General features: G+C 59.1%; 16 protein-coding genes. 9 read left to right on the top strand and 7 right to left on the bottom strand.

Annotated features, from left to right (window positions below; genetic code table 11):
- Positions 1–118: 118 nt before the first annotated feature.
- Positions 119–613, top strand: a complete 495-nt coding sequence (locus AC1RDQ_RS19095; protein WP_057713229.1) for a GreA/GreB family elongation factor — start codon at positions 119–121, stop codon at positions 611–613.
- Here AC1RDQ_RS19095 and gdhA read toward each other — a convergent pair.
- Positions 610–1947 carry an NADP-specific glutamate dehydrogenase gene (gdhA, locus tag AC1RDQ_RS19090; protein ID WP_057713228.1) on the bottom strand — a complete coding sequence of 446 codons (1338 nt, stop codon included), beginning with the start codon at positions 1945–1947 and terminating at the stop codon, positions 610–612. The genes AC1RDQ_RS19095 and gdhA overlap by 4 nt on opposite strands.
- A gap of 347 nt (positions 1948–2294) precedes the next feature.
- The gene (ettA, locus tag AC1RDQ_RS19085; protein WP_090451500.1) at positions 2295–3959 is read right to left on the bottom strand and encodes an energy-dependent translational throttle protein EttA; all 1665 of its coding nucleotides are present in this window, start codon (positions 3957–3959) and stop codon (positions 2295–2297) included.
- A gap of 289 nt (positions 3960–4248) precedes the next feature.
- On the opposite strand from ettA, the gene AC1RDQ_RS19080 reads away from it, so the two are divergent.
- The 5 genes from AC1RDQ_RS19080 (at position 4249) to AC1RDQ_RS19060 (ending at position 12658) form a co-directional block, all read left to right on the top strand.
- Positions 4249–8097 carry a bifunctional diguanylate cyclase/phosphodiesterase gene (locus AC1RDQ_RS19080; RefSeq protein WP_492587882.1) on the top strand — a complete coding sequence of 1283 codons (3849 nt, stop codon included), beginning with the start codon at positions 4249–4251 and terminating at the stop codon, positions 8095–8097.
- A 249-nt stretch (positions 8098–8346) separates the two neighbouring features.
- A complete protein-coding gene (gene glyA, locus AC1RDQ_RS19075; protein WP_057713225.1) occupies positions 8347–9600 on the top strand; it encodes a serine hydroxymethyltransferase in 1254 nt (417 codons plus the stop codon).
- 276 nt (positions 9601–9876) lie between these two features.
- A complete protein-coding gene (locus AC1RDQ_RS19070; protein WP_057713223.1) occupies positions 9877–11190 on the top strand; it encodes a C4-dicarboxylate transporter DctA in 1314 nt (437 codons plus the stop codon).
- 57 nt (positions 11191–11247) lie between these two features.
- The gene (locus tag AC1RDQ_RS19065) at positions 11248–11952 is read left to right on the top strand and encodes a FadR/GntR family transcriptional regulator (protein WP_150813498.1); all 705 of its coding nucleotides are present in this window, start codon (positions 11248–11250) and stop codon (positions 11950–11952) included.
- Between the two features lie 25 nt (positions 11953–11977).
- Positions 11978–12658 carry a GntR family transcriptional regulator gene (locus tag AC1RDQ_RS19060; protein ID WP_150813499.1) on the top strand — a complete coding sequence of 227 codons (681 nt, stop codon included), beginning with the start codon at positions 11978–11980 and terminating at the stop codon, positions 12656–12658.
- A 122-nt stretch (positions 12659–12780) separates the two neighbouring features.
- Here the strand turns inward: AC1RDQ_RS19060 and yjiA are convergent, their stop codons facing one another.
- The 3 genes from yjiA to AC1RDQ_RS19045 form a co-directional block, all read right to left on the bottom strand.
- Positions 12781–13752, bottom strand: coding sequence for a GTPase (yjiA, locus tag AC1RDQ_RS19055; protein WP_057713220.1), 972 nt, complete (start codon positions 13750–13752; stop codon positions 12781–12783).
- Between the two features lie 162 nt (positions 13753–13914).
- Complete coding sequence (locus tag AC1RDQ_RS19050) at positions 13915–14112, bottom strand: YbdD/YjiX family protein (protein WP_007895266.1); 198 nt, start codon at positions 14110–14112, stop codon at positions 13915–13917.
- Positions 14113–14127: 15 nt separating this feature from the next.
- Positions 14128–16194, bottom strand: a complete 2067-nt coding sequence (locus AC1RDQ_RS19045) for a carbon starvation CstA family protein (RefSeq protein ID WP_057713219.1) — start codon at positions 16192–16194, stop codon at positions 14128–14130.
- A gap of 160 nt (positions 16195–16354) precedes the next feature.
- Between AC1RDQ_RS19045 and AC1RDQ_RS19040 the strand changes: the two genes are divergently transcribed.
- Positions 16355–16723, top strand: a complete 369-nt coding sequence (locus AC1RDQ_RS19040) for a PilZ domain-containing protein (RefSeq protein ID WP_057713218.1) — start codon at positions 16355–16357, stop codon at positions 16721–16723.
- A gap of 129 nt (positions 16724–16852) precedes the next feature.
- On the opposite strand, the gene radA is transcribed toward AC1RDQ_RS19040, so the two are convergent.
- Positions 16853–18220, bottom strand: coding sequence for a DNA repair protein RadA (gene radA / locus AC1RDQ_RS19035; protein ID WP_492587880.1), 1368 nt, complete (start codon positions 18218–18220; stop codon positions 16853–16855).
- 643 nt (positions 18221–18863) lie between these two features.
- Here radA and mscL point away from each other — a divergent pair.
- A complete protein-coding gene (gene mscL / locus AC1RDQ_RS19030) occupies positions 18864–19277 on the top strand; it encodes a large-conductance mechanosensitive channel protein MscL (protein ID WP_090451512.1) in 414 nt (137 codons plus the stop codon).
- A gap of 40 nt (positions 19278–19317) precedes the next feature.
- Here mscL and AC1RDQ_RS19025 read toward each other — a convergent pair whose 3' ends face one another.
- Positions 19318–20094, bottom strand: coding sequence for a ferredoxin--NADP reductase (locus AC1RDQ_RS19025; RefSeq protein ID WP_090451514.1), 777 nt, complete (start codon positions 20092–20094; stop codon positions 19318–19320).
- A gap of 306 nt (positions 20095–20400) precedes the next feature.
- On the opposite strand from AC1RDQ_RS19025, the gene AC1RDQ_RS19020 reads away from it, so the two are divergent.
- Positions 20401–21114, top strand: coding sequence for an autoinducer binding domain-containing protein (locus tag AC1RDQ_RS19020; protein WP_057713215.1), 714 nt, complete (start codon positions 20401–20403; stop codon positions 21112–21114).
- The last annotated feature ends 111 nt before the right edge of the window (positions 21115–21225 follow it).

Genomic DNA, 21225 nt, shown 5'->3' with positions numbered 1-21225 from the left:
CCTCCCACTGAGAATCGTCGGTTGCAGACAGGCTATCACTCGCCGTAAGTCGCTTTCAGACATCCAGTGAAACCAAATGCCTGCGACCATGGCCCAAATCCTATACCGGGAGAATTCCATGAGCCGTGCCTTCGTCAATGAAGATAGTGCCGCCGCGCAAGCCGATCAGCCAGTCGAACGGCAGGTCAGCGCGCAGACCAATTACGTCACGCCGCAAGGCCTGAACCTGTTGCAGGGAAAAGTCGCCGAACTGCAATCCCTGCACGCCGAACAATCGGCAAAAGGCGAACAGGCCGACAAGCAGCGCCTGGCGGATCTCGAACGTGATTTGCGTTACTTCAAGCAGCGCCTGGGCAGCGCTCAAGTGGTTCCCGCCGCGACTTCGACCGAGAAAGTGCAGATCGGCAGTTGGGTGACCTACGCCGATGAACACGCCACCGAACGCCGGGTACAATTGGTGGGCGAAGATCAGGCCGATGCCGCCCACGGCCTGATCAATTGGAGTTCACCGCTGGGTCGGGCGCTGCTCGGCGCACGACTCAACGACGAAGTGCTGTGGCAGCGCCCCGCCGGGGATCAACTGATTGAAGTGATCCGTATCGAACCGACTTAGACGACGCCTTGGGCCAGCATGGCATCGGCGACTTTGACGAAGCCGGCGATGTTCGCGCCCTTGACGTAGTTGACCCGGCCATTCTCTTCGCCGTAATGCACGCAAGCGTGGTGAATCGACTGCATGATCGCGTGCAGTTTGCTATCCACCTCGCCACCGGTCCACGCCAGGCGCATGGCGTTCTGCGACATTTCCAGCCCGCTCACCGCCACGCCGCCGGCATTGGATGCCTTGCCCGGCGCAAACAGAATGTTCGCCTCGATGAACAGGTCCACCGCCTCAAGGGTGGTCGGCATGTTCGCGCCTTCGGCCACGCAGATGCAGCCGTTGCGCAGCAAGGTGCGAGCGGCTTCGGCATCCAGTTCGTTTTGCGTCGCGCACGGCAGCGCGATGTCGCAACTCAGGCTCCACGGAAGCTCACCTGCGCGGAACTCCAGGCCAAAACGGTCGGCCAGTTCACGAATACGCCCGCGCTGTACGTTCTTCAGCTCCAGCACCGCCAGCCATTGCTCCTCGGTCAAACCGCTTTCGCAATACAGCGTGCCTTCGGAGTCGGACAGCGAAATCACTTTGCCGCCCAGGTCCATGACCTTGCGCGCCGCGTATTGCGCGACGTTGCCGGAACCGGAGATCGCTACGCGCTTACCTTCCACGGCCAGGCCGCGACGCTTGAGCATTTCTTCGGCGAAGTACACGCAACCGAAACCGGTGGCTTCCGGGCGAATCAGGCTGCCGCCGTAACTTGGGCCTTTGCCGGTCAGCACGCTGGTGAACTGGTTGCTCAGGCGCTTGTACTGGCCGAACAGGAAACCGATTTCCCGCGCGCCGACACCGATATCACCGGCCGGTACGTCAACGTCGGCGCCGATGTGGCGGTACAGCTCGCTCATGAAGGCCTGGCAGAAGCGCATGACTTCCGCATCACTTTTACCTTTCGGATCAAAGTCCGACCCGCCCTTGCCGCCGCCCATGGGCAGCGAGGTCAGGGAGTTTTTGAAGGTTTGCTCGAACGCGAGGAATTTCAGGACGCCCATGTTCACCGACGGGTGGAAACGCAGGCCACCCTTGTACGGGCCGATCGCGCTGTTCATCTGGATGCGGAAACCACGATTGACCTGGACCTTGCCCTGATCGTCGACCCACGACACGCGAAACACCACCGCCCGCTCCGGCTCGCAGATACGCTCCAGGATGCCGGAGGTCAGGTAATGCGGATTGGCTTCAAGAAACGGCCACAGGGTACGCAGGACTTCTTCGACAGCCTGGTGAAATTCGGGTTGGTCCGGGTCGCGTTTTTTCAGGCGCGCAAGGAAGGATTCGACGGATTCGATCATGGAAAAGTCTCGGCAAATTTATTGTCGTTGGAGGAGATTGAGCCGGACTGTAACAAACGATTCACGCACAGGAACAGAGCAGAATGTCGCATTCATGAAATTAAATGGTGCACAGGATATAAATTATTCCGGCTTTCTGGCCTTTTTTGCACCCGAACAGGGATTCAAGATCTGGCTTTTGCACCACAACGGAGATCGCTATCGCGAGCAAGCTCGCTCCCACAGTTTGAAATGCATTCCCCTGTGGGAGCGAGCTTGCTCGCGATGAATGCGCCGCGGTATCACTGAAAAAACGCGCAAAAAAAACGGAGCCCGAAGGCTCCGCTCTTTATGCAACCAACCTGAAATCAGGCCAGCTTCTTGTGGCGTACACGATGCGGCTGGGCAGCTGCTTCGCCGAGACGCTTTTTGCGATCAGCTTCGTATTCGCTGTAGTTACCTTCGAAGAACACCGCTTGCGAGTCGTCTTCGTACGCCAGGATGTGCGTCGCGACGCGGTCAAGGAACCACCGATCGTGAGAGATCACAATGGCGGCGCCCGGGAAGTCCAGCAAGGCCTCTTCCAGGGAACGCAGGGTTTCGACGTCGAGGTCGTTGGACGGTTCGTCGAGCAGCAGGACGTTGCCGCCCTCTTTCAGGGTCAGGGCCAGGTGCAAGCGACCGCGCTCACCACCGGACAGATCCTTGACGAACTTCTGCTGATCGCCGCCCTTGAAGTTGAAGCGACCGACATAGGTACGCGACGGGATCTCGTAGTTGCCGATGCGGATCTGGTCGGAACCGTCGGAGATCTGCTGGAACACGGTCTTGCTGCCGTCCAGGTCCTCACGGCTCTGGTCCACGCAAGCGAGCTGCACGGTTTCACCGACTTCGATGCTGCCCGAATCCGGTGTTTCCTTGCCCATCAGCATGCGGAACAGGGTCGACTTACCGGCACCGTTACCGCCGATAACGCCGACGATGGCACCTTTAGGCATGGAGAACGACAGGTTGTCGATCAATACGCGATCGCCATAACCCTTGGTGACGTTCTTGAATTCGATGACCTTGTCGCCCAGGCGTGGACCGGCCGGGATGTAGATCTCGTTGGTTTCGCTGCGCTTCTGGAATTCCTGCGACTGCATTTCTTCGAAGCGTTGCAGACGAGCCTTGGATTTCGACTGGCGGGCCTTGGCGCCTTTGCGCACCCACTCCAGTTCTTCCTTCATGGCTTTTTCGTGAGCCGACTGCTGCTTGGATTCGGCAGCCAGACGATCGGACTTGGCTTCCAGCCAACCCGAATAGTTACCCTCGTAAGGAATGCCCGCGCCGCGGTCGAGTTCCAGGATCCAGCCGGCAACGTTGTCCAGGAAGTAACGGTCGTGCGTGATCGCGACCACGGTGCCCGGGAAGTCGTGCAGGAAGTGCTCCAGCCAGGCGACGGAATCGGCGTCCAGGTGGTTGGTCGGTTCGTCGAGCAGCAGCATGTCCGGAGCGGACAGCAGCAGGCGGCACAGGGCCACACGGCGTTTTTCACCACCGGAGAGGACTTCAACCTTGGCATCCCACGCCGGCAGACGCAGTGCATCGGCCGCAACTTCCAGCTGACGCTCCAGATTATGGCCGTCGCTGGCCTGCAGGATCGCTTCGAGCTTGGCCTGTTCGGCGGCCAGCTTGTCGAAGTCGGCATCCGGATCGGCGTAGGCGGCGTAGACCTCGTCCAGGCGTGCCTGGGCGTCCTTGATCACGCTGACCGCTTCCTCGACCACTTCACGCACGGTCTTGGTCGGATCCAGTTGTGGTTCCTGGGGCAGGTAGCCGATGTTCAGCTCCGGCATCGGACGGGCTTCGCCCTCGAACTCGGTGTCGACGCCAGCCATGATTTTCAGCAGCGTGGATTTACCCGAACCGTTGAGGCCGAGCACGCCGATCTTGGCGCCGGGGAAGAACGACAGAGAAATGTTTTTCAGGATTTCCCGCTTCGGCGGAACAACTTTGCCCAGCCGATGCATGGTGAATACGTATTGAGCCATGGAGAACCTAGGGTCAGTGACTGATGAATGATTGGAGCGCAGGCAATGCCCGGCCAGACTGTGCGCGTCACCCGCTTGAGGAGATCAAGACGTGCGCGCTGAAAAAAGTCTGAGTCTAGGAGCTGGAACGCTCCCGCGTAACCCGCAAAGCTACCTTAATGACCGGTGGCAGTCCAGCCGACGGACAGGGGCTGGCACTTCGCCACAACTCAAGGCATGCTAGCCGCCCTTCGGGCGTCCGGCTTATAGTGCACGTCGCGCCAGTCCAGCCAAACCGCAGGATTACAGCTTGTCCATTGCCCCTCCGCCTCCGACTTCCAGTGCGCCGGCCACAGCGCCCGGCTCCCCCCTGCGCGGAACTTTGAAGGGCACCTTGGCAACACTCGTATTATTGCTGCTGGCCCTGCTGTTCTGGCAGTTGCTCGACCAGTTGCGCGAAACCCAGAAGAACCAGCGTCAGTACACCATCGACTACACCGCCGATCTGGCCGCGCAGGTCAGCCTGAACATGGCGCTCAACGCGCAGATCGCCCTCAACCTGTTGCCGATCGTCGAGCAAACGCAGGGCGCCGATGAACTGCAGGCCCTGTTGCGCAAGCTGCAACAGTCGCTGCCTGATCTGCGCAGCCTGGCGTTGCTCAGTCCCTCGGGAAGAGTCATCAGTGACAGCGCTCCCGACAGCGATGACAACAACTACCTGGGTGAACTGGTACGGCGCAGCCACGCCCAGGCGCACTACTTCAGCAATGCCACCGACGGTTCCGTGGTGCATTTATTGTTGCATCAGGCCAGCGGCAGTTCCCGAGGCTATTGGGTCCTGCGCCTGACGCCCACCTTCTTTTCGTCCCTGACCAAGCAACGCGAGGCCGGTGGCCGCCCGTTGTGGCTGGTGGAGAACCGCATCAGTCATCAGATCATCAGCCGCGACGAAGCGCTGCCTTCGGTCAATCCGGGCACGCTGACCGAGGACGATGTCGCCAACAGCGTGCTGACGGTTCCGCTGAGCAGCAGCGATTGGCAATTGCGCGGCCTGTTCGACCGTCAGCGCGTGCTGGAAGAGCTGCTGCCGGCGTTCATCGGCAAATGTCTGCTGGGCCTGGCGTTTTCCATGCTGCCGTTCCTCGCCTTGCTGAACACGCGCCGGCGTCAGCGCCAGTTGAAGGAAGGCCGCCGGCGTTACCAGGACATTTTCGAAGGCACCGGCGTGGCCTTATGCGTCCTCGATATGTCCGGGCTCAAGGTCTTTTTCGACAAGGCACAACTGCAGGGCAGTGAGCAACTGCAAGCGTGGCTGGCGATCCCGGAGCAACGCCGACCATTGCTCAAGGAACTGCGGATCACCGAGGTCAACCAGGTAGCGTTGCAACTGCTTAATGTCGATAGCGCCGACAAAGCCTGGAAATTGCTGATCGACGGTAATCCGCAGGATGGCACCGCCATCGGCAACCAGGTGCTCGACGCGATGCTCAACCAGCAGCAACAGCTTGAGCTGGAAATCAAGCTGCAGGACGCCAGCGGCCGCATCCAGCACCTGTGGCTGGTGCTGTGTCTGCCGCAAACCCCGGACGACTACAATGCGGTGATCCTGAGCATCACTGACATCACCAGTCGCAAGCTCATCGAGCTGTCGCTGCAGGAGCGCGAAGGGTTCTGGTCGGACGTGGTGCGCACCGTGCCGGATCATCTGTATGTGCAGGATGTGATCAGCCAGCGCATGATCTACAGCAACCACCATCTGGGCCAGACCCTGGGTTACAACCGCAACGAACTGCACCAGATGGGCGAATACTTCTGGGAAATCCTCCTGCATCCCGAAGACGCCGACTATTACCACCGCTCTCGCCAGATCCAGCGCCAGGCCGGTTATCGCCAGTTAATGCAGTGCCAGTTGCGCTTCCGCCATCGGGACGGCCAGTGGCGACGCTTCGAGATTCGCGAGCAGGCACTGGCGCGGGACAAGGACGACCAGGTCACGCGGATCATCGGCGTGGCCAAGGACATCACCGACCAGATCGAAGCCAGCGAATCGCTGCGCGACAGCGAGCAGCGCTACCGCATGCTTGCCGAAAGCATCAGCGACGTGATCTTCTCCACCGACAGCCGCCTTAACCTCAATTACGTCAGCCCTTCGGTGCTAGCAGTGCTGGGCTACGACGCCGAGTGGATTTTCCAGAACGGCTGGCAATCGACCATCGCCAACCCGCAACAGCTGACCGGCATCTACCACCTGATGGACCGGGTCAGCAAAGCGCTGGATCAACCGGACCAACTGGCGCTGTTGCGCAGCCAGGTGCAAACCCAACTGTTCCTGTTCGACTGCCTGCGGGCCGACGGGCGCAAGATCCCGATCGAACTGCGCCTGGTATTGGTCTGGGACGAATACGGTACGTTCGAAGGCGTGCTCGGCGTCGGCCGCGACATCAGCCAGCAACGCCGGGCCGAAAAAGATCTGCGCATGGCCGCCACGGTATTCGAACACTCGACCTCGGCGATCCTGATCACCGACCCGGCCGGCTACATCGTCCAGGCCAACGAAGCCTTCAGTCGTGTCAGCGGTTACGCCGTGGAGCAGGTCCTCGACCAACTGCCGAACATGCTGACCGTCGACGACCAGCAAGAAGCCCATCTGCGTTACGTGCTCAAGCAATTGGGCCAGCACAGCACCTGGGAAGGCGAAGTCTGGCTCAAGCGTCGCAACGGCGAGCACTACCCGGCCTGGGTCGGGATCACCGCCGTACTCGACGACGAAGGCGACCTGGCCAGTTATGTGTGTTTCTTCAGCGACATCAGCGAGCGCAAGGCCAGCGAGCAACGGATTCACCGCCTCGCCTACTACGACGCCCTGACCCACCTGCCCAACCGTTCACTGTTCCAGGATCGACTGCACACGGCACTGCAATCGGCCGAACGGCAGAAGTCGTGGGTGGTGCTGATGTTCCTCGACCTCGACCGTTTCAAGCCGATCAACGACTCCCTGGGCCACGCCGCCGGCGACCGCATGCTCAAGGAAATGGCCACGCGCCTGCTCGGTTGCGTCGACGATGACGACACCGTGGCGCGCATGGGCGGTGACGAATTCACCTTGCTCCTGCAACCGCGAGCCAACCGTGAAATCGCCCTGAACCGGGCGATCCATGTGGCCGAACAGATTCTCGCCAGCCTGGTGAAACCATTCGTGCTCGAAGGCCGCGAGTTCTTCGTCACCGCCAGTATCGGCATCGCCCTGAGTCCGCAGGACGGCAACGAACTCAGCCAGTTGATGAAGAATGCCGACACTGCGATGTACCACGCCAAGGAGCGTGGCAAGAACAACTTCCAGTTCTATCAGGCGGACATGAACGCCAGTGCGCTGGAACGTCTGGAGCTGGAAAGCGACTTGCGCCATGCCCTGGAACAGAACGAATTCGTGCTGTATTACCAGCCGCAGTTCAGCGGTGACGGCAAGCGCCTGACCGGTGCCGAGGCACTGTTGCGCTGGCGTCATCCACGCCGCGGGCTGGTGCCGCCGGGGGATTTCATTCCGGTGCTCGAAGAGCTCGGGCTGGTGGTGGATGTCGGCGACTGGGTGATCAGCGAAGCCTGCCGTCAACTCAAGGCCTGGCATCAGGCCAGGGTACGGGTGCCGAAGGTGTCGGTGAACATCTCGGCGCGACAGTTCTCCGACGGCCAGCTCGGTACGCGCATCGCCACCATCCTCAAGGAAACCGGCCTGCCACCGGCGTGCCTGGAACTGGAACTGACCGAAAGTATCCTGATGCGCGAAGTCAGCGAGGCGATGCAGATCCTCGACGGCCTGAAAAACCTCGGCCTGAGCATTGCGGTCGACGATTTCGGTACCGGTTACTCATCGCTCAACTACCTCAAGCAGTTCCCGATCGACGTTCTGAAGATCGACCGCACCTTTGTCGATGGCCTGCCCAGCGGCGAGCAGGATGCACAAATTGCCCGGGCAATCATTGCCATGGCCCACAGTCTCAACCTGGCAGTGATCGCCGAAGGCGTGGAGACCCATGAGCAGCTGGATTTCCTGAGGGAGCACGGTTGCGACGAGGTACAGGGTTATCTGTTCGGTCGGCCGATGCCGGCGGGGCGGTTCGAAGGGCAGTTCAGCAATGATGCCCTGTTCATGCTCGATTGAGATTTGCGGCGCGGCAATTGGCCTCATCGCGAGCAAGCTCGCTCCCACAGTGGATCTACAGTGTTCGCACACTTTGTGTACACCCGAGAGCCCTGTGGGAGCGAGCTTGCTCGCGATGAGACCGGCACGATCACCGCTGACCCCGTCATGAAGCCCGCTTGTCTGCGACATGATGCCGTTTCATATGCCATCTAAAACCCATTAGGTTAGAATGCCCCCCTTTTCCGCCCCCGATCCTTGAGGACCGCCATGTTCAGCCGTGATTTGACTATTGCCAAGTACGACGCCGATCTCTTTGCCGCCATGGAGCAAGAAGCTCAGCGCCAGGAAGAGCACATTGAGCTGATCGCTTCGGAAAACTACACCAGCCCTGCGGTGATGGAAGCTCAAGGCTCGGTACTGACCAACAAGTACGCCGAAGGTTACCCGGGCAAGCGCTACTACGGTGGTTGCGAGTACGTAGACATCGTCGAGCAGCTGGCTATCGACCGCGCCAAAGAGCTGTTCGGCGCCGACTACGCCAACGTTCAGCCGCACGCAGGCTCGCAAGCCAACAGCGCCGTTTACCTGGCCCTGCTGTCGGCCGGCGACACCATCCTGGGCATGAGCCTGGCCCACGGTGGTCACCTGACTCACGGTGCCAGCGTTTCGTCCTCCGGCAAGCTGTACAACGCCATCCAGTACGGCATCGACGCCAACGGTCTGATCGACTACGACGAAGTCGAACGCCTGGCCGTTGAGCACAAGCCAAAAATGATCGTGGCCGGTTTCTCTGCCTATTCGCAGATCCTCGACTTCCCGCGCTTCCGTGCAATCGCCGACAAGGTAGGTGCCTACCTGTTCGTCGACATGGCCCACGTGGCCGGCCTGGTTGCCGCTGGCGTCTACCCGAACCCGGTTCCATTCGCTGACGTGGTGACCACCACCACCCACAAGACCCTGCGTGGTCCACGTGGCGGCCTGATCCTGGCTCGCGCCAACGCCGACATCGAGAAGAAGCTGAACTCCGCGGTATTCCCGGGCGCCCAGGGCGGCCCGCTGGAGCACGTGATCGCAGCCAAGGCGATCTGCTTCAAGGAAGCGCTGCAGCCTGAGTTCAAGGCTTACCAGCAACAAGTGGTGAAGAACGCCCAGGCCATGGCCGGCGTGTTCATCGAGCGCGGCTTCGACGTAGTGTCGGGCGGTACTCAGAACCACCTGTTCCTGCTGTCGCTGATCAAGCAGGAAATCTCCGGTAAAGACGCCGATGCCGCTCTGGGCAAAGCGTTCATCACCGTGAACAAGAACTCCGTACCAAACGACCCACGCTCCCCGTTCGTCACCTCCGGCCTGCGCTTCGGCACCCCGGCTGTGACCACTCGTGGCTTCAAGGAAGCAGAGTGCAAGGAACTGGCTGGCTGGATCTGCGACATCCTGGCTGACCTGAACAACGAAGCGGTGATCGATGCGGTTCGTGAGAAGGTCAAGGCTATCTGCAAGAAGCTGCCGGTATACGGCGCTTAATCAGCCCCGCTAAACCGCAGTCATAAGAAACCGGCCAGAGATGGCCGGTTTTTTTTTGCCCGGTTTTTTATTCAGCCGTGTGAAAGGCTCTAAACCGGACTCGCCTAGCAACTGGTAAGACCGGTCATGCCAATTTTCTAATTTTTACTTGCGAACACCTAAAAATAGCGCCTAGACTGAGCCTGCACTGGACATACCGGTAAGACCACAATAATTAAGTCCTGAAGTCGATGCGCCTTGCGCACGGCAGCCAGGACGCCGACCAGGATTCCTCCCATGCTCAGATGGTGCTCGCGTTCAATCTTCCTCCAAGTGGTTCTCGGACTGGTGCTCGGCATCGTCTGTGGGCTGACCCTTCCCGAATACTCCGCTCAGCTCAAACCGCTCGGTGACGGTTTTATCAAGCTGATCAAAATGCTCATTGGCTTGATTGTGTTTTGCGTAGTGGTCAGCGGCATCAGCGGTGCCGGCGACCTGAAGAAGGTCGGCCGTATCGGCCTCAAATCGGTGATCTACTTTGAAGTGCTGACCACCATCGCCCTGGTGATCGGCCTGGTGTTCGCCTTCAGCACCGGCATCGGCAGCGGCGCGAACATTCACCTGGAGCAGCTTTCCGCAGCCGACATGGGCGACATTGCCCAGCGCGGACAGCACATGCACACCACCACACAGTTCCTGATGGACCTGATTCCGACGTCGGTGATCGGTGCCTTTGCCGATAACAACATCCTGCAGGTCCTGTTGTTCTCCGTGCTGTTCGGCAGTGCACTGAATCTGGTGGGCGAGGCGGCATCGGGTATTTCGCGGCTGATCAATGAACTCAGCCACGTGATTTTCCGCATCATGGGCATGATCGTGCGACTGGCACCGATCGGCGTATTCGGCGCGATCGCCTTCACCACCAGTAAATATGGCCTGGACTCGCTGCAACACCTGGGCAGCCTGGTCGGCCTCTTCTACCTGACCTGTGTGGCCTTCGTGGCCCTGATTCTCGGCCTGGTGATGCGCCTCTCCGGCTTGAAGATGTGGCCATTGCTCAAGTACCTGCGCGAAGAGTTGCTGATCGTCATGGGCACCGCTTCGTCCGACGCCGTGCTGCCACAAATCATGCGCAAGCTCGAACATCTGGGCATCGGCAGTTCGACGGTGGGGCTGGTGATTCCAACGGGTTACTCGTTCAACCTCGACGGTTTCTCGATCTACCTGACCCTGGCCATCGTGTTCATCGCCAACGCCACCGGCACGCCGTTGGCCATGACTGACCTGCTGACCATTTTGCTGGTGTCGCTGATCACCTCCAAAGGTGCCCACGGGATTCCCGGCTCGGCACTGGTGATTCTGGCGGCAACCTTGACGGCGATCCCGGCGATTCCGGTGGTCGGCCTGGTGTTGGTGCTCGCGGTGGACTGGTTCATGGGCATCGGCCGCGCGCTGACCAACCTGATCGGCAATTGTGTCGCCACCGTGGCCATCGCCCGCTGGGAGAAGGACATCGATATCCAGCGTGCGAACAAGGTGCTTTCCGGCCAGATGGGTTATACCTTCCAGCCGAAAAAACCGGTCGCGCCGGCGCATCAGCAGGAGTTTTGAATCATGTGGGAGCCCGCCAGATGGCGGGTTCCCCTGCCTTTATCCATGGAGCACACAGTGATTACCACCTCAACGGTCGTCAATTCAGTCGTAGAAAAGCTTCGGGCCGCGCTGGCCCGTGGTCAGTGGCGCTCCGGCGAAATGCTGCCGGGGCAACGCGAGCTGGCCGAACAACTGGGTATCAGCCGCCCAAGCCTGCGTGAAGCGGTCATCGTCCTGGAAACCCTTGGCCTGGTGCGTTCGATGCCGGGCAAAGGCGTCGTCGTACTTGAGGCCAGTCTCAGCGATGAGCAGCCCTACGACAGCGCGGTGGCCGCCGCGAGCCTGGAAGACGTGCTGCAACTGCGCTACACCCTGGAACCATTCATCGTCGGCCTCGTGGCGCAGTCGATCAGCAGCAAGGAAGTCGGGCAACTGCGCCTGACCCTGATGGACATGCGTGAAGCCCTGGAGGCCAATGACAGTGAAGCCGGCGTAAGCGCCTACATCGCGTTCCACGAAGAGCTGTTCACGCTGACGTCAAACCCGATCTTCCAGAGCGTGGTCCAGCAAACCAGCAATGCCCTCAAGCAAAGCGCCGAAGTGTTGCGCAACTCCCCGGAGCATCTGGCTGAACGCCTTGAAGAAAACGAAGCCGTGGTGCGGGCGATCCGCAGCAAGAACAGCGCCCAGGCCAGCGCCGAGATGCGTCGGCACATTTTGCGCGAAGGCCAGCGCATGGGCATCGAACTGAACATCCCGGAAGACAACCTCGGCAGTTGAAACCTCTTCGAACTGGAGATTGGCCATGAACAGCTTCGCTTCGCCACAAACGCTCGCTACCCTGCCCGTCCGCCCTTCGGTGGATGATCTGTATTCGCGGGTCCTCGATGCCATTTTCGAGCAGCGCATCCATTCAGCCAGTCGCTTTACCGAAGAAAGCCTGGCGCAGATGTTCGGTGCAAGGCGCAGCGACATGCGTGATGTGCTGACGCGACTGTCCCACCAGCAAATCATCATCCTTCGAGTCAACCATCGTCCCCGCGTCGCCGAACTTGATGCCGAGCAGACCCGGCAGACACTGCATGCCCGGCGTCTGGCCGAGATCATGCTGGTACGGCTGGCGTGTCAGCGGCCATGCGCGCAAGACTTGAAGCGCCTGCGGACACTGGTCGATAACGAGCGTCAATGCGCCGAGCGTGGCCAGGCGATTCGTTTGTCGGGAGAGTTTCATTTGCAGTTGGCCGAAATGGCTGGAAATGCACCGCTGGCGCATTTTCTTGGCAGTCTGGTGCCGCTGACGTCATTGGCGATTGCGCAGTGTGAGGAGCAGACGCACAGTTTTTGCGCGTGGCAGGAGCATTTGGCGATTGTTGATGCTGTTGAACGTGGAAATGCTGCGACAGCGGTCATGCTGATAAACCGGCATCTGGATCATCTGGAGCAGACACTGCTCAATACACCCCGTGAACATTGTGTTGCCGGCTAGATCGCATCGCGGGCAAGCCCGCTCCCACAGTGTTCGAGGCCAAGCACAGACTTTGTGTTCAACCAGAAACCTGTGGGAGCCGGGCTTGCCCGCGATGGCGTCCTCACAGACGCCATAAAACTTCAGACCGCCGCCACCCGCGCAAATCCCTCGCGAATCTTTTCCTCCGGCAAGTCATCGGCAATGAACACGATCACGCTCTCGCGCACTTCGTCTTCAGCCCACTCGGTATCCCAGTCGAAACCATAAAGTTTCAGCACCCCCTGAAACACCATGCGACGCGATTCGCCGAGGATGTTCAACACGCCTTTGTAGCGCAGCAACTGCTTGCCATGCTCCTCCAGCAACTCGTTCATGAACTCGCTGAGCTTGTCGATATCCAGCGCTTTTTCAGTGCGCAGCACCAGGCTGGAAATGCGGTCGATGGACGGGGCCTGGCTGACCGGGCGCAAACTCACGCCGCCACCGAGGTCGGCATTGAGGTTGAAGCCGCGCACGTCGAGCAATTCGGCCAGGTCGATCTTTCCGTGATCAACCACGCGGATCGGGGCGCGTCGGTTGATACGGGTCAGGCGCTCGCTCAACGCGGTGAATTTTGCTTCGTCCACCAGGTCACGCTTGCTCACCAGCAAGCGGTCGGCGAAACCGATCTGCGCCTGGGCGATGGTCTGGGTCAGGTGCAAGTCGGCATGTGCCGCGTCGACCAGGGTGATGATGCCGTCGAGGATATAGCGCTCGCGCAACTCTTCGTCGATGAAAAAGGTTTGTGCCACGGGCGCCGGGTCGGCCAGGCCGGTGCATTCGATCACCAGGCGGTCGAAGGCGATGTCGCCCTGGTCCAGACGCTCGAGCAACAGATAAAGCGCTTTGGTCAGGTCCGTGTGGATGGTGCAGCAAACGCAGCCGTTGGACAGTGTCATCACTTGTACCGGCTCATCGCCCAACAACTGGGTATCGATACCGGCATCGCTGAATTCATTCTCGATCACGGCGATTTTCAGGCCGTGCTCGGCCTTGAGCAGGTGACGCAACAAAGTGGTCTTGCCGGCGCCGAGGAAGCCGCTGAGGATCGTGACCGGGATGGGAGAGGACAAACTGGATCTCCTTTTTCACACAGTGAAAAAACAACACAAAACAAATGTGGGAGCGAGCTTACTCGCGATAGAGGCTTAACATTCAACATCACTGTTGATTGACAGTCCGCCATCGCGAGCAAGCTCGCTCCCACAGGTATGGCTGTTAATCCGACAACCGGATCAACAGCATTTCGGCCCACCCTTGCCACCGTAACGGGCTTCCTGACGCTCCCGAAAGAACATCTCATAGCTCATCACCGGTTTGTCCGGGTGCTTGGTCTGCATATGCTCGACGTAGTTGTCGTAGTCGGGCATGCCGACCATCAGGCGCGCGGCCTGACCGAGGTATTTACCGAGGCGACTCAAGTCATTGAACATGCTGCAATCCTCTGGTTACGCATCCGGCAGCGCCTGGAATGGCGATTCTTTGTCCGTACGTTCCTTTTTACCCCAGGCGGCAATGCCGACCTTGAGTGCATAGAACAGGATGCTGAATACCACGAACAGGAACAGCGCAGTCAGCGTTGCGTTGGTGTAGGCGTTGAAGATCACGTGCTGCATCTGGGTGATGTCCTTGGCCGGGGCGAGGATCTGGCCGTTGGCCAAGGCATCGCTGTATTTCTTGGCCAGCGACAGAAAGCCGATCGCCGGGTTGGCGTCGAACAGCTTGATGAAGCCCGCTGTCGTGGTGCAGATCAACAGCCATACCGCCGGCAACATGGTGACCCAGACATAACGCTGGCGTTTCATCTTGATCAGTACCACGGTGCCGAGCATCAGCGCGATACCGGCCAGCATCTGGTTGGAGATACCGAACAGTGGCCACAGGGTATTGATGCCACCCAACGGATCGATCACACCCTGGTACAGCAACCAGCCCCACATCGCCACGCAGCCTGCGGTGGCGATCAGGTTGGCGGTCCAGGATTCGGTGCGTTTGAGCGCCGGGACGAAAGAGCCGAGCAAGTCCTGGAGCATGAAGCGACCGGCACGGGTACCGGCATCCACTGCGGTCAGGATGAACAGCGCTTCGAACAGGATCGCGAAGTGGTACCAGAACGCCATGGTGTTCTCGCCCGGCAGAACACTGTGCAGGATCTGCGCGATACCGACCGCCAGGGTCGGCGCACCACCGGCACGGGCCAGGATGGTGGTTTCACCAATGTCGTGGGCCACCGCTTGCAGGGCTTCCGGGGTGATTGCAAAGCCCCAGTTGCTGACGGCTGTCGCAACGGCCACCACATCACCGCCGACCACGGCCGCCGGGCTGTTCATGGCGAAGTACACGCCAGGCTCGATCACGGAAGCGGCAACCATGGCCATGATCGCCACGAACGATTCCATCAGCATGCCGCCGTAACCGATGTAGCGAGCGTTGGTTTCGTTATCCAGCAGCTTCGGCGTAGTGCCGGAGGAAATCAGCGCGTGGAAACCCGACACCGCGCCACAGGCGATGGTGATGAACAGGAACGGGAACAGACCACCCTTCCATACCGGGCCGGTGCCGTCGACGAACTGGGTCAGGGCCGGCATTTTCAGCTCGGGCATGGTCACCAGGATGCCGATGGCCAGGGCAACGATGGTGCCGATTTTCAGGAAGGTGGACAGATAGTCACGGGGCGCCAGGATCAGCCACACCGGCAATACCGCCGCGACAAAACCGTAGCCGATCAGCATCCAGGTGATCTGGATACCGGTAAAGCTGAAGGCCTTGGCCCACACCGGATCGGCGGCGATCTGCCCCCCGAGCCAGATCGAGCCCAGCAGCAGCAATACGCCGATCACCGAGATTTCACCAATGCGACCCGGGCGGATGTAGCGCATGTAGATGCCCATGAACATCGCGATCGGGATGGTCGCCATCACCGTGAAAATGCCCCAAGGGCTTTCGGCCAAGGCCTTCACCACGATCAGCGCCAGCACCGCGAGGATGATGATCATGATCAGGAAGCAGCCGAACAGCGCGATGGTGCCGGGGATGCGGCCCATTTCTTCGCGGACCATGTCGCCCAGGGAACGACCGTTGCGGCGGGTGGACATGAACAGGACCATGAAGTCCTGCACCGCACCGGCCAGCACCACGCCGGCGATCAGCCACAGCGTGCCGGGCAGGTAGCCCATCTGCGCCGCCAACACCGGACCGACCAAAGGCCCCGCGCCGGCAATGGCCGCGAAGTGGTGACCAAAAAGAATGTGCTTGTTGGTCGGCACGTAGTCCAGACCGTCATTGTTGAGCACAGCGGGAGTGGCCCGTCGCGCATCGAGTTGCATGACATTGTTAGCGATGAACAGACTGTAGTAGCGGTAGGCAACTAGATAGATGGCCACGGCAGCGACCACAATCCACAAGGCGTTGATTGCCTCGCCTCGGCGTAATGCCACGACACCCAGCGCACACGCACCTACGATTGCCAGCACCAGCCAAGGCAAATGGCGTAGCGGGCTATTATTATTTTTCATTTTATTATTCCAGCCAGAGTGGACAAGAAAGACAGCAATCCCGAGTTTAGCTCTCCTGACGGCAATGGCCATAGCCCGACATTGGTCTGGACACCTGCACGCGCTGGCAGCCTTTGATCATGCGGGTCTATAGTCAGCGTACATTTCCGAGGATCGCGCCATGAGCGAGTACCCTGCCGAACGTCGCCGCTTCAAACGTATTGCGTTCGATGCCCGAACCGAGCTGAGTCAGGGGGAGTCCACTTGGCCGGTGAAGTTGATTGACCTGTCGCTCAAGGGCTTGCTGATTGAACGACCCGAACACTGGCAGGGCAATCCGCAGCAGGATTTTCTGGTCGACATTCATCTGAGCGAAGAAGCCGACATCACCATGGATGTGCAACTGGCCCACGACGACCATGGTCAGCTCGGCTTTGTTTGCCTGCACATCAGTCTGGAGTCCATCGAGCGCCTTCGGCGATTGATCGAGCTCAACCTCGCTGATCCGCAGGAACTGGAGCGCGAATTGGGTGCGCTGATCGAGATCTAGCCGCCACCGGATGCCCTTGTGGGAGCGAGCTTGCTCGCGATTACGATCTGACAGCCGACATTGCGGCTGGCTGACACACCGCTATCGCGAGCAGGCTCGCTCCTACAGGTTTTGAGTTTCGTCTGTGAGTTACTCGAACAACGCGTCCAACGCCTGCTCCAGACGCGTGACGGCAATGATCTGCAACCCGGCCGGCGCCTCTTTCGGCGCATTGCCCTTGGGTACGATGGCCCGCTTGAACCCGTGCTTGGCGGCTTCCTTCAATCGCTCCTGACCGCTCGGCACCGGACGCACCTCACCGGAAAGCCCGACCTCACCGAACACCAGCAGATCGTGGGGCAACGGTCGGTTACGCAAACTGGACATCACCGCCGCCATCAACGCCAGGTCGGACGCCGTTTCCAGCACCTTGACCCCGCCGACCACGTTGAGAAACACGTCCTGATCGTGGGTCGGAATGCCACCGTGACGGTGCAGTACCGCCAGCAACATCGCCAACCGGTTCTGATCCAGCCCCAGCGTGACCCGACGCGGATTGGCCAGGTGACTGTCGTCCACCAGCGCCTGTACCTCCACCAGCATCGGCCGCGTGCCTTCCCAGGTTGCCATCACCACGCTACCCGGGACTTCCTCCTGGGCACGGGTCAGAAAAATCGCAGAGGGGTTGGAGACTTCTTTCAGGCCCTTGTCGGTCATGCCGAACACACCCAGCTCATTGACTGCACCGAAACGGTTCTTCACCGCCCGCAGCAGACGCAGGCGCCCGTCGGACTCGCCTTCGAAATACAGCACGGTGTCGACCATGTGTTCCAGCACCCGAGGGCCAGCCAGCGCGCCTTCCTTGGTGACGTGGCCCACCAGGAAAATCGCCGTACCGCTCTGTTTGGCATAACGCACCAGCAAGGCTGCGCTCTCACGCACCTGGGACACACCGCCCGGTGCCGATTGCAGTTGCTCGGTAAAGATCGTCTGGATCGAGTCGATCACCATCACCTTGGGCTTTTCCTGACGGGCCGTGGCAATGATGGCTTCGATGCAGGTTTCGGTCATGACCCGCAGTTGATCCTGGGGCAACCCCAGGCGCCGCGCACGCATGGCCACTTGCTGCTGGGATTCCTCACCGGTGACGTACAGTGCCGGCATGCTCTTGGCGAGGTTGCACAAGGTTTGCAACAGAATGGTCGACTTGCCGATACCGGGGTCGCCACCGATCAGCACCACCGAGCCATCCACCAGACCACCACCCAGAACCCGGTCGAGCTCGCTGGAAGCGGTGGAGAAGCGCGGAATTTCTTCGACACTGACTTCGGCCAGGGTCTTGATTTGCGCCTGCTGGCCGGCCCAGCCGGTACGACCGCTGGAGGCGGCTGCCCCGCCGCTTTCCACCATGGTTTCGGTGAGCGTGTTCCAGGCTCCGCACTCACCGCACTGGCCGGCCCATTTGGGGAAGGTTGAGCCGCACTCGGTGCAGCCGTACATGCGCTTGGCCTTGGCCATCGGAACTCCCGGAAAAAAACGCGATGATAGCTCAGCTCAAGCGCGCGAGTGCGGCCGGATACTTCGCAACCCTTTTGATGATTACAAATACCCCCATAAAAAATCAGGTATATTGATAAACACCCGCCAAACAAAACCTTGTATAAGTTTTTCGTTCAATATACTCAACAAACTCTAAGGGCATGCCTGTCTGAACAACCTGAAAACTTATACAAACTTTATTCACTTACACACTTAATGTACAACTCTGAAACACTCACACAGAGCACAGTGATTAATTCAGGGAAGCACGCTACTTGTTAGCCTCCCAAAACTAACGAAACAGTTAATATCGCTACAACTGCAATCAATTTCAATACCGCCCCTGACCACTAACTACCCGATCAACTTTAACGTCCCGTTTCAGGGGTAGCCTCCCTCAACCTTGGTTTGCTCACACAAACGAAGCCATATCGTTGAAAAAACATCGCATGCAAAACACCGCGCAAGGCCTGGCCGCTCCACAGATGAGATCCATCGGTGAATTTTTCAACACCACCCGGTGTCGGTTGCTGGCGAGCACGGCAGGCAGTTGATTCAAGCAGAATGCGATTTGCTGATTTACACTGCGCTCATCAACCTCATCTGTAACAAGGAAATAACTATGGGCGTGCTAAATGAGTTCAAGGCCTTCGCGGTCAAAGGCAACGTGGTCGACATGGCCGTCGGCATCATCATCGGTGCGGCCTTCGGCAAGATCGTTACCTCGTTTGTCGGTGACCTGGTCATGCCGCCAATCGGGATGCTGATCGGTGGCGTGGACTTCAGTGATCTGGTCATAACGCTCAAGGCAGCGGACGGCGAGATTCCGGCGGTGGTGCTCGCCTATGGCAAATTCATCCAGACCATCATCGACTTCGTCATCGTCGCTCTCGCGATCTTCATGGGCGTCAAGGTCATCAACCGCCTGAAGCGCGAAGAGGCCGTGGCCCCTAGCCTGCCGCCGGTTCCAAGCAAGGAAGAAGAGTTGCTGGGCGAGATCCGCGACTTGCTCAAGGCCCAGAACAACCGGCCTTGACGGCATTAGCAAAAAAACGGCGCCTTCGAGGCGCCTTTTTTTACCAGAAATTTTCCACCGCCACCTGACCAGGTCGCCGGCTGAGGCTCAAGTGCATGTCCCGCTGTTTAAGCAGCTTGCGCGTATCATCGATCATCTGCGGATTGCCGCACAGCATGACCCGTGAATGCTCAGGCGTCAGCGCAACACCCGCGACCCGCTCCAGTTCGCCGTTTTCAATCAGCGCGGTGATCCGCCCGTTCAATGAGCCGGGATGCTGTTCACGAGTGACCGTGGTGATCAATTGCAGTTTATGGGCGTACTCCGCCAGATAATCACGCTTCGCCAGCCCTGCGATCAGCTCCTGATACGCCAGTTCCCGCGCTTCGCGAACGCTGTAGACCAGAATGATCCGCTCGAATCGCTCCCAGACTTCGAAATCCTGGAGTATCGACAGGAACGGCGCGATGCCCGTGCCTGTGGATAACAACCACAGATCACGCCCATCGACAAACCGGTCCAGCGTCAGATAACCGAAGGCCTGGCGGTCGACCAACAATGCATCGCCAACACCCAGTCGGCTCAGCTCGCTGGTGAACTCACCGCCCGGTACGACAATGGAAAAGTACTCGAGGAACTCGTCAAAAGGCGAGGACACCATGGAATAGGCGCGCCATACCGTGCTGCCGTCAGCCTTGGTGACGCCCAACCGGGCAAACTGCCCCGCCCGAAAACGAAACCCTGCATCCCGGGTGGCACGCAAGGTAAACAGGCTCTGGGTCAGCGGATGAACCTCAAGCAAGGTCTGACGGGTAAATTTTTCTTCACTGACGGACATGGAAGGCTCCAATCGAAAGACACCCCAGTGTCCCGCAAAGAAAGCAGCGTAACCACCGACAGTTTGTAGTGACATTAATCTGCACTAGTGACTGTTTACCAAATGTGGCGCACACCCATCATTATAAAATGACATATGGCATTTTATATCCCATCGATTGCCTAAGAACCTGAAATACACTTTTCCAACAGTCAAAAGAGCAAAATTGTCGCAGCATCACCGTAGGAATTATCCTACACTTCGTGACGTGCCGAATCTTGGATCCAAGATCGCGCCCAGAAGAAACGGTGATGGAGAGACCCTTGTATGGAAATCTGGAAGGAGTCACAGCTCAAGCAATTGTCACACACGCAAGAGATCAAAACCGCCTATCGAATCGCGCTCAACTTCGCTAGAAACCTTGGATATAAATTTTGTGGCTTTTCAATTACTTCGAACTCAGTCGGAGTCGATAGCAGTGCGGTGAACCTGAATAATTTCCCCCATGAGTGGAACACTCAATATGAAAAAAACAACGCCACGCAAATAGATCCGATAGTGGCGCATTGCAATCGTTCAACGCTGCCTGTTCTCTGGAGCGAAGAGCTTTTTTCCAAGACGCCATGGCTATGGCACTTGCTGCAGCAACAAGGTTTGCAGCATGGCTGGTCCCAGGCGATCTTTGATGAGGAAACCGGTCAGCGCAGTATTCTCAGCCTGGCCAGAAGCCACTGCCCGATTTCAGCCTATGAGCTGTACGAGCATCTTGGATTCTCGGTGTTCATCACTCGCCATTTGCACGCGCTGGCGATCGCAAGGCAACCGAGAAAACCGGCTCGCCCCCAGGCTCCCCCCTTGTCACGGCGGGAACTCGAAGTATTGAAACTGTCGGCCGATGGCAAGACGGCCTATGAAATTGCCAGGATCCTCAGTTTGAGTGAGCGCACAATCAACTTTCATGTGCACAGGGCTATCGAGAAGCTCGGCGTCAACAACAAGATGGCGGCCGTCATTGCCGCGGCCCGGTCCGGAGCCATCTGAAAGCGCCCGGCTGCGGGAAAACCTGCGAGTAATCCAGGCAAAAAAAACGTACCATTTGCGGTCCCTCCTGAGTGATGGCGTGTAAACCTTCACGACGTATTACACTCGGAC

The organism is Pseudomonas sp. GW823-FHT02E01 (genome assembly GCF_058797535.1).
Note: the sequence above shows the minus strand (reverse complement) of the source record. Positions and strands in the feature narration are given on the sequence as shown.

Excerpts from the sequence above, each read along its gene's own strand:
- gdhA (WP_057713228.1), bottom strand. The coding sequence starts at position 1,947 with ATGATCGAATCCGTCGAATCCTTCCTTGCGCGCCTGAAAAAACGCGAC.
- AC1RDQ_RS19045 (WP_057713219.1), bottom strand. The coding sequence starts at position 16,194 with ATGAAAAATAATAATAGCCCGCTACGCCATTTGCCTTGGCTGGTGCTG.
- radA (WP_492587880.1), bottom strand. The coding sequence starts at position 18,220 with ATGGCCAAGGCCAAGCGCATGTACGGCTGCACCGAGTGCGGCTCAACC.
- AC1RDQ_RS19040 (WP_057713218.1), top strand. The coding sequence starts at position 16,355 with ATGAGCGAGTACCCTGCCGAACGTCGCCGCTTCAAACGTATTGCGTTC.
- mscL (WP_090451512.1), top strand. The coding sequence starts at position 18,864 with ATGGGCGTGCTAAATGAGTTCAAGGCCTTCGCGGTCAAAGGCAACGTG.
- AC1RDQ_RS19095 (WP_057713229.1), top strand. The coding sequence starts at position 119 with ATGAGCCGTGCCTTCGTCAATGAAGATAGTGCCGCCGCGCAAGCCGAT.
- AC1RDQ_RS19020 (WP_057713215.1), top strand. The coding sequence starts at position 20,401 with ATGGAAATCTGGAAGGAGTCACAGCTCAAGCAATTGTCACACACGCAA.
- AC1RDQ_RS19050 (WP_007895266.1), bottom strand. The coding sequence starts at position 14,112 with ATGTTCAATGACTTGAGTCGCCTCGGTAAATACCTCGGTCAGGCCGCG.
- AC1RDQ_RS19070 (WP_057713223.1), top strand. The coding sequence starts at position 9,877 with ATGCTCAGATGGTGCTCGCGTTCAATCTTCCTCCAAGTGGTTCTCGGA.
- AC1RDQ_RS19060 (WP_150813499.1), top strand. The coding sequence starts at position 11,978 with ATGAACAGCTTCGCTTCGCCACAAACGCTCGCTACCCTGCCCGTCCGC.
- glyA (WP_057713225.1), top strand. The coding sequence starts at position 8,347 with ATGTTCAGCCGTGATTTGACTATTGCCAAGTACGACGCCGATCTCTTT.
- ettA (WP_090451500.1), bottom strand. The coding sequence starts at position 3,959 with ATGGCTCAATACGTATTCACCATGCATCGGCTGGGCAAAGTTGTTCCG.
- AC1RDQ_RS19025 (WP_090451514.1), bottom strand. The coding sequence starts at position 20,094 with ATGTCCGTCAGTGAAGAAAAATTTACCCGTCAGACCTTGCTTGAGGTT.